General features: G+C 73.4%; 9 protein-coding genes. 7 read left to right on the top strand and 2 right to left on the bottom strand.

The features are described 5' to 3' along the window. The first annotated feature begins 29 nt into the window (after positions 1-29). Both IOD16_RS20350 and IOD16_RS20345 read left to right on the top strand, forming a co-directional pair. Entirely contained in the window at positions 30-1508 is a 1479-nt protein-coding gene (locus tag IOD16_RS20350; protein WP_201435695.1) for a condensation domain-containing protein, read from the top strand. Then, positions 1505-1789, top strand: a complete 285-nt coding sequence (locus IOD16_RS20345) for an acyl carrier protein (protein ID WP_123747469.1) — start codon at positions 1505-1507, stop codon at positions 1787-1789. The genes IOD16_RS20350 and IOD16_RS20345 overlap by 4 nt, the downstream gene beginning before the upstream one ends. A gap of 88 nt (positions 1790-1877) precedes the next feature. Here IOD16_RS20345 and IOD16_RS20340 read toward each other — a convergent pair whose 3' ends face one another. Beyond that, a complete protein-coding gene (locus tag IOD16_RS20340; RefSeq protein WP_201435694.1) occupies positions 1878-2735 on the bottom strand; it encodes an SDR family NAD(P)-dependent oxidoreductase in 858 nt (285 codons plus the stop codon). Between the two features lie 367 nt (positions 2736-3102). On the opposite strand from IOD16_RS20340, the gene IOD16_RS20335 reads away from it, so the two are divergent. From IOD16_RS20335 to IOD16_RS20320, 4 genes are all read left to right on the top strand, one after another. Then, positions 3103-5523 carry a SpoIIE family protein phosphatase gene (locus tag IOD16_RS20335; RefSeq protein ID WP_201435693.1) on the top strand — a complete coding sequence of 807 codons (2421 nt, stop codon included), beginning with the start codon at positions 3103-3105 and terminating at the stop codon, positions 5521-5523. A 106-nt stretch (positions 5524-5629) separates the two neighbouring features. After that, positions 5630-8137, top strand: a complete 2508-nt coding sequence (locus IOD16_RS20330; RefSeq protein WP_201435692.1) for a molybdopterin oxidoreductase family protein — start codon at positions 5630-5632, stop codon at positions 8135-8137. 3 nt (positions 8138-8140) lie between these two features. Next, positions 8141-8599: a hypothetical protein gene (locus IOD16_RS20325; RefSeq protein WP_201435691.1), complete on the top strand. Its 459-nt coding sequence runs from the start codon at positions 8141-8143 to the stop codon at positions 8597-8599. 136 nt (positions 8600-8735) lie between these two features. After that, on the top strand, positions 8736-10718 hold the full coding sequence (locus IOD16_RS20320; protein WP_201435690.1) for an endo-1,4-beta-xylanase: 1983 nt from the start codon (positions 8736-8738) through the stop codon (positions 10716-10718). Between the two features lie 4 nt (positions 10719-10722). Here IOD16_RS20320 and IOD16_RS20315 read toward each other — a convergent pair whose 3' ends face one another. Then, a complete protein-coding gene (locus IOD16_RS20315) occupies positions 10723-11241 on the bottom strand; it encodes a hypothetical protein (protein ID WP_201435689.1) in 519 nt (172 codons plus the stop codon). A 186-nt stretch (positions 11242-11427) separates the two neighbouring features. Here IOD16_RS20315 and IOD16_RS20310 point away from each other — a divergent pair, with 186 nt between their 5' ends. Then, positions 11428-12018 carry a superoxide dismutase gene (locus IOD16_RS20310; RefSeq protein ID WP_201435688.1) on the top strand — a complete coding sequence of 197 codons (591 nt, stop codon included), beginning with the start codon at positions 11428-11430 and terminating at the stop codon, positions 12016-12018. Positions 12019-12037: the final 19 nt, after the last annotated feature.

Below are 12037 nucleotides of genomic sequence, written 5' to 3'. Positions count from 1 at the left end.
CCCGAGGGATCGACGCACGTGGACCCACGGTGAAAGCTGTGCCCTTCACCAGCCACCAAGGGGAGCTGATCAAGGGCATGCTGATGACGACGCTCTCCGAGTACCGCGTGCGTCCTGGCCGGCTCAGGGAGTGGTCACTGGACGAGGCGCCCTTCCGGGAAGCGGCGAGTTCGGCCGAGCGCGGTGCGCCCCCGTCGTACAACCAGGAGTGGCACCTGAGGTTCGTCACGTCGCTCACCGCGCGCGACGCCTGGGTTCCACTGTGGATGGGGTTCCGGTTCGACCTCGCCGGGCCGCTGGACGTCGAGGCGTTCCGCGAGGCGTTGCGGACCTGGGTCGAGCGGCACGAGACGCTGCGCACGGCGTTCCGGGCGACGGGCGCCGGGACGGAGCGCTTCACGGTCGAGCCCGACGCGGTGTCCGTGCGGGACGTGGTCGTGGGCGACTTCGCGAGCGGCGACGACCTCCGGGCCTGCCTGGAGCAGCGCGTCGACGCCGCGACGGGCGCGTTCAGCCTGCCCAGCCACGTGGTGGAGACCGTGGAGCGCGCGGACTCCACGACGGTGATCGTGGCGCTGGACCACGCGCACACCGACGGGTCGTCCGTCATGACCGCCGTCGCCGAGTGGCAGGAGCTGTACGCCGCCGCGGTCGCCGGGCGCCCGGTCGAGCACCACGACGTCGGCAGCTACGTGGACTTCGGCGGGGTGGAGCGCGCCGCCGCCCGGGAGGTCGACGCCGACCACCCGGCCGTCGGGCACTGGGCCCGGTTCATCGAGGCCGGTGGCGACCGGGTGCTGCGGTTCCCGCTCGACCTCGGTGTCGCGGACGGGGAAGAGCTGCCGCACGCCAAGCAGGACGTGCTGCTGCTGGACGCCTCCGAGGCCGACGCGGTCGAGGAGGCGTGCCACGACGCGGGCGGCGGCTTCCTCGCCGGGCTGCTCGCCGCCCTGGCGATCGTCGCCCACCAGGTGACGGGCGAGCCGGTCTACCGGACGGTGATGCCGTCGAGCACCCGCACCCGGCGTGAGTGGCTGTCGTCGATGGGGTGGTACATCGGCGTGGGTCCGATCGAGATCGACGTGCGCGCGGCGGGCAGCTTCCTCGACGTGGTGCCGGTCGCGCAGCGGTCCGCGAAGACCGCGCTGCGCCTGAGCCGCGTGCCGATGCCGAGGATCGCGGAGATCCTCGGCATCGAACGGGAACTCGAGCGGCGGATGCCCGAGGTGTTCCCGTTCGTCTCCTTCGCCGACATGCGGGTGGTGCCGGGGGTCTCGCGGTGGCCCGAGTGGGACGCCAGGCCCCTGGTCCGGATCAGGACCAGCGGCAGCAAGGTGAACATCTGGACCCACCGCACCGACGAGGGGTTCTGGCTGACCGCGCGCTACCCGGCCACCGAGACGGCCGACGTGAGCGTCGCCGGCTACGTCGACCGGGTGCGCGAGGTGCTCCACAGCGTGGCGAAGACCGGTGACCACTTGTTGAGGACAGAGGGAGAGACGGTATGAGTTCCGCCCAGGCGGTCGTGGGTTCCATCCTGACCGACGAGTTCAGGGTCCGCCCCGAGGACGTGACACCCGAGGCGACGCTCGCCGACCTGGACATCGACTCGCTGACCGCGGTCGAGCTGATCGAGGCCCTCGGTCAGGAACTGGGGATCAGGATCAGCGAGCACGAGGTGAGCCAGCGGAACACGGTCACCGACCTGGTGGCCATCGTGGAGGCGAAGCTCGCCCGACGAGCGGGGGAGAGCGGGTCGGTGACCGCGGGTCCGGCGTCGACCGCCTGACCGCCGTCGAACGTCCGGGCGCACGGCCGGAGCCGCCGCACGCGATCGACGGTTCCGGCCACGTGCACGTCGGTGCCGGCGAACTCCGCTACCGCGCGTCGGTGGTCCGGTCGAGGGCGCCGTGCGCCCGCGCCGAGAGGTCCTGCCACTCGTCCCACATCCGGAGCCGGGCGGCGTAGGCCTGCCGGATCATCGGGTAGAAGCCCTGGCCGAAGAGGACCCGCAGGGGCGGCCGGTCGGCGTCGACGATCTCGAGCAACGCCCGGGCGGCGGCGGCGGGATCACCGGCGGGCTGCTCCGCCACGAGGCCCGCGAGCCGCCGGCGCAGGTCGTCGTAGACCGGGTTGGTCCGGGCCAGGTGCCCGTTGGCGAGGGGGTCGGGGTTCTTGCCGCCCCTGGTGGCGAAGCCGCCGGGTTCGACCACGGTCACCTTGACGCCGAACCCGGCGACTTCCTGGGCGAGGGCCTCGGCGAAGCCCTCGACCGCCCACTTGGACATGTGGTACGCCCCGCCGAGCGGCATCGCGACGAGACCGGCCGCCGAGGACAGCTGGACGATGTGCCCCGAGCCCTGCGCGCGCAGGTGGGGCACCGCGGCCTGGACGACCCACACCGCGCCGAACAGGTTGGTCTCCAGCTGGTCGCGCAGCTCCTGCCCGGTCAGCTCCTCGATCGCGCCGACCTGGGCGTAGCCCGCGTTGTTCACGACGACGTCGAGGCGGCCGAAGTGCTCGACGGCCCGGTTCACGCCCTCGAAGACGGCGGTCTTGTCGGTCACGTCCACCTCCAGCGGGAGCACCGCGTCGCCGTGGGCGGTGACGAGGTCGTGCAGGCTCGCGGAGTTCCGGGCGGTCGCGGCCACCCGGTCGCCGCGGGACAGGGCGGCCTCGACGAAGTGGCGGCCCAGGCCGCGCGACGAACCGGTGACGAACCAGATCTTGCTCACGATGGGGTTCCGTTCTGTTGCCCTGCGCTGACGGGCACAAGGCACCGGCGACCCCGGTCCTCGTGACAGCGCGGCGGCGTGACGTGCGGCACAGGGCGTGGCACGGGGGAGGTGGGGCAGCCTCCGACCGCGCGGGGGGAGAGCGCGGCCGGAGGCTGGTCCGGGGTCGGCGCGGCGGTCGCCTCTCGGCGGGTTGCCCGACGCGGTTCCAGCCGAACGGTGTTCCGCGAAGGCTTGGAGGTGAGGCCCGGGGGACACGGACCGCACCGACCGTCCCGTACAACGCGCCGGGAGGCGCCGGGTGTTCCGCGATCCGGAGTGTCCTCCGCCTCATCCCTTCGGGTGGCCGGGCCGCGGTCGACGGAGGGTGCGCAGGCGGTGGGCCCGGATCGACCGGGGGCTCGGCTGGCCGTGCGCGGGTGGGCGGGTGATGCTGGACGCGATGGCGGTGCAGCGGGATCCGACCGGTTCTGCGCTGGCCGACCTCGTCGCCCGGCAGCGTGACGAGATCGACCGGCTGAGGTCCGCTGCGCGCACGCAGGCCGTCGTCGAGCAGGCGAAGGGGGTGCTGGCCGAGCGGCTGTCGTGCCGGCCGGACGAGGCGTTCGAGGACATGGTGCGGCTGGCCCAGGCGACGGGCAGCGAACTGGCCGTCATCGCGGCCGGTGTGCTCGGCGTGCCGCCGCCACCGCCCGCGCCCGGCCTGCCGCCCGTGTCCACCGAAAGCCTGTACGACCCGGAGCGCCGGGTGCGGCAGGTGGGCCTCTCGAAGCCGCCGCCGGCCCCGCCGGGTGAGCGCACGCCGCAGCCGCTCGCGCTCGCGGCGATCGGCACGGCGACCGACTCGGAGGAGCTGGCCGAGCTGGTCCGCGAGCACGTCGGCTGCGACAGCGTGCTGGTCTACCTGCTCGAACCCGACGGCGGGCTGCGGTTGGAGGCCGCCGCGAACGTGCCCGCCACGGTGCGGCTGGAGTGGGAGCGGGTGCCGTTGCGGCTCAGCACGGGCGTCCTCGCGTCGGTGCGCAGCGGCCTGCCGCAGTGGCTGCCCGACCTGGAGGAGGCCCGCCGGCTGCACACCGTGATCGGCGACCCGGAGACGGTGTGGAGGTCGCGGGCGTGGCTGCCGTTCCAGGACCGGACCCGCATCGCCGGCGTGGTCGGGCTGCTGTGGGCCGGCGCGCACGACTTCCCGTCCGAGGAGCGGTGGGAGCTGGAGGTGATGGTCCGCGCGGCCGGCTCCACGCTGCTGGCGCTGGTGGGCGCGGACGGCGTCGCGCGGGGCCGCAACTGGACGCTCTGGGTCCAGCACCTGCTCGACGTGCTGCCCGGCTCGGTGGCCCTGCTCGGCGCGGTGCACGGGGACGACGGCGAGGTGGTCGACTTCCGCTTCGAGGCCGCCAGCCCGGACGCGGTCGACTTCACCGGCCGCCGCTACCGGCAGCTGGTCGGGCGCACCATCCTGACCAGCTACCCGACCGTCGCGGGCACGGAGCTGTGGGCGGCGTACTTCCGGGTGCTGCGCACCGGGGTCAGGGAGGTGGTCAGCCTCTTCGACTACGAGGAGAACACGCCCGGCCTGCCGCAGCAGGGCCGGTACACGCTGACCATCGGCAAGTTCGGCGACGGCCTGATCCTGGCGTGGCACGAGCACGAGGACCCGTTGCAGCTGGAGCGGCTGCGCAACGTCCAGCGGCTCGGCAACATCGGCTGGGGCGAGTGGAACCTGGTGACCAACGAGATCGACTGGTCCGACCAGCTCTACGTCATCTTCGACCGCGACCCGGCGCTCGGCCCGATGTCGCTGGACGAGATCCGGGCGTCCGTGGTCGGGGAGGACCTGCCGATCCTGCAGAACGCCGTGCGGCGGATGTTGGAGCACGGCGAGGGCGCCGACTCGGAGCTGCGCCTGCGCGCCGGCGACCAGGTCCGGTCCGGCCGGTTCATCGGCGAGCCGGTCCTGGACGTGCAGGGCAGGCCGGTCCGGTTGGACGTGGTGCTGCAGGACGTGACCGCGATGCGGCGCGCGGAGAAGCGGGTGTTCGACCTCAGCGAGCAGTTCGCGCAGGAGCACCAGGTGGCCAACCACCTGCGCTCCGCCGTGCTGCCGCTGCCGAGCCGGCCGCTGGAGCTGCCGGGGATGCGGGTGGCGGTGCGCTACCTCGCGGCCGAGCAGTGGGCGGAGGTCGGCGGCGACTGGTACCACGCGTTCCCGATCGACGACGGCAGCACGCTGCTGGCCATCGGCGACGTGGCGGGGCACGGCCTGGCGACGGCGGCGGCGATGGCGAAGCTGCGGTACGCGTTGACGGGGGCCGCGCTGACCAACCCGGACCCGGCGGGCGTCCTCGACGTGCTGAACCGGATGCTGACCGGCGGTGGCGGCGTGACGCTGGCGTCGGCCGTCGTCGGCCGGTTCGAGCCGACCACGCGCCGGCTGTCGTGGGCGCAAGCGGGCCACCCCGCGCCGCTGCTGCTGCGGTCGCGCGAAGTGCAGCGGCTCGACCGGCCCGCGGGTCCGATCCTGGGCGCGGTGCGGGGCGCGGTGTACGCGACGGCGCGGACGCTGCTCGCGCCCGGCGACACGGTGCTGATGTTCACCGACGGCCTGATCGAGCAGCGGCCGTCCGCCGGCGCCCGCGGTGACGACCTGGAACGCCTGATGGAGGAGATCCGGGGGTTCGTGGCGGAGCTGGACCCGGCGCGGATGCCCGAGACGCTGACGTCGCGCCTGGTGCCCGCCACGCCGCTGGACGACACCTGCGTCGTGGCGGCCACGATCACCGCCTGACCCCGTCGCGCCGGTTGCCGGGGACCTGAGCGGGTACACGACCCGGTGAGCACGGGCGGCGACGGTCGACGCGCTGGTCGAGTGCGGCGTGGACGGAGGCAACCGCATGGCCGATCGGATCGCGGACATCTGGGGCGCACGCACGCCGCACGCGAAGGACGCGCCGTGGCCGGTGCGGGTGGACCTGCACCTGGACGAGGGCGTGGCCGAGGCGGACGTCGACCGGTGGGTGCAGTCGGCGTGCGTGCTGTGCAGCAACGGGTGCGCGTGCGACATCGCGGTCAAGGACGGGCGGATGGTCGGGGTCCGCGGCCGCGCGGGCGACGTGGTCAACCACGGGCGGTTGGGGCCGAAGGGCCTGTACGGCTCGTGGCAGTGGAACGGGGACGAGCGGTTGACGCGCCCGCTGGTGCGGCGGGGCGGTGTGCTGGTCGAGTCCGACTGGGACACCGCGATGGACCTGGTCGTGCGCCGGTCGCGGGAGCTGCTGACCGAGGTCGGGCCGCTGTCGCACGGGTTCTACACCAGCGGGCAGCTGTTCCTGGAGGAGTACTACACGCTCGCCGTGATCGGCAAGGCGGGCCTCGGCACGCCGCACATGGACGGCAACACCCGGCTGTGCACGGCCACGGCCGCGGCGGCGATGAAGGAGAGCTTCGGCTCCGACGGGCAGCCCGGCAGCTACCACGACGTCGACTCGTGCGACGCGCTGTTCCTGTTCGGGCACAACATGGCCGAGACGCAGACGGTGCTGTGGTCGCGGGTGCTGGACCGGCTGCACGGCCCCGACCGGCCCGCGGTGGTCGTGGTCGACCCCCGGCGCACGAAGGTGGCCGACGCGGCGGTGGCGTCCGGCGGCGTGCACCTGGCCCCGTTGCCGGGCACCAACCAGGCGTTGATGAACGGCCTGGTCCGCGAGGTGATCGCGAACGGCTGGGTGGACCGCGACTACGTCGACGCCCACACCCTCGGCTACGACGAGCTGGCCGCGACGGTCGAGCCGTGCACGCCCGAGCACGTGGCCGAGACCTGCGGGATCGACCCGGACGACCTGCGGCGCGCGGCGCGGATCTTCGGCACGTCCGACCGGGTGCTGTCCACCGTGCTGCAGGGCTTCTACCAGTCGCACCAGGCCACCGCGGCGTCCTGCCAGGTCAACAACCTGCACCTGCTGCGCGGGCTGATCGGCTCGCCGGGCAGCGGCGTCCTGCAGATGAACGGGCAGCCCACCGCGCAGAACACGCGCGAGTGCGGCGCGGACGGCGACCTGCCGGGCTTCCGCAACTGGGACAACCCCGAGCACGTCGAGCAGCTGGCGCGGCTGTGGAACGTCGACCCGGCGACGATCCCGCACTGGGCGCCGCCGACGCACGCCATGCAGCTCTGGCGCTACGCCGAGCAGGGCTCCATCCGGTTCCTGTGGATCTCGGCGACCAACCCGGCCGTGTCGCTGCCGGAACTGCCGCGCGTCCGGGAGATCCTGGCCCGTGAAGACCTGTTCGTGGTGGTGCAGGACGGTTTCCGCACCGAGACCGCCGAGTACGCCGACGTGGTGCTGCCCGCCGCGCTGTGGGGTGAGAAGCAGGGCACGTTCACCAACGTCGACCGGACCGTGCACCTGTCGGAGCGGGCGGTCGAGCCCCCTGGCGAGGCGCGGTCGGACCTGGACATCTTCCTGGACTACGCCCGCCGCATGGACCTGCGCGACCGCGACGGCGCGCCGCTGATCGGCTGGCACGACCCGGAGGGCGCGTTCGAGGCGTGGAAGGAGTGCAGCCGGGGCAGGCTGTGCGACTACACCGGCCTGTCCTACGACAAGCTGCGCGGAGGCAGTGGCATCCCGTGGCCGTGCGACGAGGACCACCCCGACGGGTGCGACCGGCTCTACGCGGACGGCGTGTTCCCGACCCACCCCGACGTGTGCGAGGACTACGGCCACGACCTGCTCACCGGGGGCGCCACGGCGCCGGAGCGGTACCGGGCGCGACGTCCGGACGGCCGGGCGTTCCTCAAGGCCGCCGAGTACGCGCCACCGCCCGAGCAGCCGAACGAGGACTACCCGTTCGTGTGCACGACCGGCCGCACGGCCTACCACTTCCACACGCGCACCAAGACCGGCCGGTCCCGGCGGTTGCGCGGGGCCGCGCCCGAGCCGTGGGTGGAGCTGTCGGCCCGCGACGCCGACGCGCTGGGCGTGCGCGAGGGCGACCTGGTGCGCGTCGAGTCGCCGCGCGGCCGGGTCGAGGCGCCCGCCCGGGTCGGGCGCGGCCGCGACGGCGTGGTGTTCGTGCCGTTCCACTACGGCTACTGGGACACCGACGGCGACCGGCACGCGCGCGCGGCCAACGAACTGACGATGACCGAGTGGGACCCGGTGTCCAAGCAGCCGCTGTTCAAGCTGGCCGCGGTGCGCGTGACCAAGCTGGCCGGCGGCACGGGCCCGGCGCCCGCGCCCACCACGACGGCGTCCGCGCCGCACGACCCCGCGAGCGTCCCGGCGACCAGGGGGGAGGACGACGTGCGCGAGGACGTGACGTCGGCCGACCCGCCCGCGCCGCCGCCGACCCCCGACCGGACACCCGGCGTGCTGCCGCACGTCGCCCCGAAGGGCTGAGCCATGCACCTGGCGACCTACCTGGGCCTGCTGCACCACTCGCTGACCACCCTGGCCGACGCGTTCCGGCAGGTCGCCCAGGGGCACGGCGACGAACCTGACGTGTGGTACACCTGCCGGGTGCTGGCCGGTCGCGTCGAGCGCGAGGTCGAGGCGCTGGCGCCGGTGGTGCGGCGCTACGGCGAGCACCGCGAGGTGGAGCCCGAGCGGCTGCACGCCGCCGGGCTGGGGTCCACCCGCGGCGGTGCGGTCGGCCTGCTGCGCGACCTCCAGGACCTCTACACGCTGGCGAGCCTGACCGACATCACCTGGACCGTCGTCGGCCAGGCCGCCCGAGGGCTGCGCGACGGGGAGCTGCTGGACGTCGTCACGTCCGGCGAGCAGGAGACCGACCGCCGGCTCACGTGGCTGCGCACGCGCATCAAGCAGGCCGCGCCCCAGGCGCTCATCGCGGCCGAGTGAGCGGGTTCGTCCCGGCGTGACCGCCGGCGGTTTGGGCTGAACGGCGGCTGGGCGGGGGTCGGGGCGCCTGCCTATAGTCCGGGCGAGATGTTCTGGGAGCGCTCCCAGAACGCGTCCGACGGAAGAGGGATTCTCGATGAGGAGAGTTCTCGCCGGTGTGCTCGCGACCACGGTCCTGGCCGGCCTGGTCACGTTGGCGGCGCACGCGAGCCCCCGAGCAGCCGCCGACGAACCCGTGGTCGTCGTCTCCAGCACGTTCGACGACGGCACGGCGCAAGGCTGGACGTCCCGGGCCGGTGAGGCGGTCGCGCCGAGCACCGCCGTCGCGCACGGCGGCACGCACAGCCTCGCGGTCACCGGACGTGAGCAGTCCTGGCAGGGGCCCACGCTGAACCTGCTGGAGAAGGCGCAGAAGGGCATCCGGTACGACCTGTCGGTGTGGGTCCGCCTGGCGGCGGGCGAGGCGCCGACGCAGGCCCGGCTGTCCGTGGAACGGCGCACCGGCGGCACCGCGAGCTACGACCAGGTGGTGGGCGACACCGCGGTCACCGCCGACGGCTGGGCCAACCTGCGCGGCAGCTACACGTTGGCCGCCGACGTCGAGTTCCTGGCGACGTACGTCGAGCTGAGCAGCGCCACGGCGTCCCTGCACATCGACGACTTCTCCCTCTCCCACACCCCGTTGCCGCCGATCCAGACCGACCTCCCGTCGCTGAAGGACGTGCTGGCCGACCACTTCGCCGTGGGCGCCGCCGTCGGCAACGCCGAGCTGCTCAACAACCACGGGCAGCTGCTCGCCAAGCACTTCGACTCGATCACCCCCGGCAACACGCTGAAGTGGGACGCGACCGAGCCCACCGAGGGCGCGTTCCGCTTCACCGACGCGGAGGCCCTGGTCTCCTGGGCGAAGGCCAACGGCGCGGCCGTGCGCGGGCACACGCTGGTGTGGCACCAGCAGACGCCGGCCTGGGTGTTCAAGGACGCGGCGGGCAACGACATGACCGCGACGCCGGAGAACAAGGCGCTGCTGCTGGCCCGGTTGGAGGCGCACATCCGCGGCGTCGTCGGCCACTTCGGCGACGACATCCCGGTGTGGGACGTGGTGAACGAGGTCATCGACGAGAACCAGGCCGACGGCCTGCGCCGCAGCAAGTGGTTCGAGATCACCGGTCTGGACTACCTGCGCACCGCGTTCCGGGTGGCCCGCGAGGTCGCGCCGGACGCCGAGCTGGTGATCAACGACTACAACACCAACGTGCCGGCCAAGCGCGACAAGCTGCACGATCTGGTCGTGCGGCTGCGGGCCGAGGGCGTGCCGATCGACGCGGTGGGCCACCAGATGCACGTCAACGTGCAGTGGCCGTCGGTGGCGGAGACCGAGGCGATGCTGGCCAAGTTCGTGCCGCTGGGCGTCGACCAGCAGATCACCGAGATGGACGTCTCCATCTACACCGACGACAGCCAGTCCTACCCGACCCCGCCCGCCGAGGTGCTGCTCGCGCAGGCCTACCGGTACCGGGACTTCTTCGAGCTGTACAAGAAGTACTCGGCGAACATCAGCTCGGTGACGCTGTGGGGCCTGGCGGACGACAACACGTGGCTCGACAGCTTCCCGGTGACCCGCAAGGACCACCCGCTGCTGTTCGACACGCGCTTGCAGGCGAAGGACGCCTACTGGGGTGTCGTGGACCCGGGCCGGATCGGCGGGCCCACCAGCACGACCACGACCACTACGACGACGACCACCACGACCACCACGACGACCACGACGACCACCACCACCACCACCACGGTGCCGCCGGCGACGTGCGCGGTCGCGTACGCGATCGGCAGCCAGTGGCAGGGCGGTTTCCAGGGCGAGGTCCGGGTCACCAACCGGGGGACCGCGCCGATCACCGCGTGGACGCTGGCGTGGTCGTTCGCCGACGGTCAGCGGGTCACGCAGCTGTGGGGAGGCGTCCACACCCAGACCGGCTCGGCGGTGAGCGTGCGCAACGCCTCGTGGAACAGCACGATCGCACCGGGCGGCTCGGTGTCGTTCGGGTTCCTCGGCAGCTGGACGGGCGCCAACGGCAAGCCGACCGCGTTCACCCTGAACGGGGTGGGGTGCCAGAGCTGAGGCGTCAGTCCCCGGTGACCCGGTAGTAGCGGAGCGGGGTGTAGGCGTTCGCGGTCTGCGCCGTCCACTTCCGCTCCACGGGAGCCGCGCCGTCGGGGCCGGTCTGCTCGCGCACGACCGGCTCCGACTTCGCGTCGTCGGCCCAGCGCACGAACAGCGCGGCGTGGTAGGAGGTGGTGAGCGCGTCACCGGGGCGGAGGTCGGCGCGCGGGATCTCCGCGGCCACGTCCCGGAGCGTGGTCGTGGTGCGGGAGTGCGTCAGGCCCCACGCCATCGAGACGTAGCCGGAGCAGTCGGTGCGGTAGCTGCCGTGCTCGTTGCGGTGGCAGGCCTGCTGGCTGTAGGGCACCCGCGCGTCCAACCAGGACTGCGACCGGGCCAGCGCCTCCTCGCGCGAGGTGACGCGGTCCGCTTCGGTGGTGCCGCAGGCGATCAACGCGCCGGGATCGTCGGCGGCGTGCGCGATCGGCGCCTGGAACGCCGCCGTGCACGCGAGTGCGGCGATCAGGGTGCGGGTGCTCATCGAACCCCCTCGGGTCGTGGTGCGCCGCCGCTCGACGTGGCGGCGACGTGGCACCACGAGGTTTCCCCGCGTCCGGCGGACTAGCGCTCGACCACCCGGCCGAGTGGTCCGCCACGCGCGCGGTTTCACCCGGAGCGGCGAGGGTAGTCGACCGGTGATCACAGCCGACGCGTGGAGGGAACCGGTATGCGCATCGTCATCGCCTTGGCCGCGGTGTGCGTCGCGGTGGGGTGCGGCGGCGGCGATCCGGGTTCGGACGGCGCCAAGCCGTCCGCGGAGGAGGTCGGCAGCCGGGAGATCGGTGTGCTCGCCCCGGCGGAGGCCGCGGACGTGGCGTTCACCTACGATCCCGAGGCCGCGCCGCCGGGCGCGGAGCTGGAGCTGGAGGTGAGCCGCGGCGACGGCTCGACGACCGTGCGGCTGTCCGCCGACCTGCTCCAGCCGAACCGCGGCTACGCCGCCCACGCCCACACCGACCCGTGCGGCCGCGACGGCACCGACGCCGGTCCCCACTACCAGCACGAGGTCGACCCGGCGGCGACACCCGAGCGGCCGTCGGTCGACCCCGCGTACGCCAACCCGCACAACGAGATCTGGCTGGAGCTGACCACCGACGGCCAGGGCAACGGCGTGGCCGTGACCACCGTGCCGTTCGTCTTCGACGACCGCGTGCCGTCCTCGATCGTGCTGCACGAGCAGCCGACCACCGAGACCGGGCACGGCCGCGCGGGCAGCGCCGGCGCCCGACTCGCCTGCTTCACCGCGTCGTTCCGCTGACGCCGGCTCGGACTCCGAC

It is taken from the genome of Saccharothrix sp. 6-C, from assembly GCF_016695385.1.
In the GTDB taxonomy this organism is placed as follows: Bacteria; Actinomycetota; Actinomycetes; order Mycobacteriales; family Pseudonocardiaceae; genus Actinosynnema; species Actinosynnema texasense.
This window is presented reverse-complemented; position numbering and strand designations above follow the sequence as displayed.

What these genes read in the sequence shown, in the direction of transcription:
- IOD16_RS20325 (WP_201435691.1), top strand. Translation starts at nt 8,141, where the DNA reads ATGCACCTGGCGACCTACCTGGGCCTGCTGCACCACTCGCTGACCACC.
- IOD16_RS20330 (WP_201435692.1), top strand. Translation starts at nt 5,630, where the DNA reads ATGGCCGATCGGATCGCGGACATCTGGGGCGCACGCACGCCGCACGCG.
- IOD16_RS20315 (WP_201435689.1), bottom strand. Translation starts at nt 11,241, where the DNA reads ATGAGCACCCGCACCCTGATCGCCGCACTCGCGTGCACGGCGGCGTTC.
- IOD16_RS20345 (WP_123747469.1), top strand. Translation starts at nt 1,505, where the DNA reads ATGAGTTCCGCCCAGGCGGTCGTGGGTTCCATCCTGACCGACGAGTTC.
- IOD16_RS20320 (WP_201435690.1), top strand. Translation starts at nt 8,736, where the DNA reads ATGAGGAGAGTTCTCGCCGGTGTGCTCGCGACCACGGTCCTGGCCGGC.
- IOD16_RS20310 (WP_201435688.1), top strand. Translation starts at nt 11,428, where the DNA reads ATGCGCATCGTCATCGCCTTGGCCGCGGTGTGCGTCGCGGTGGGGTGC.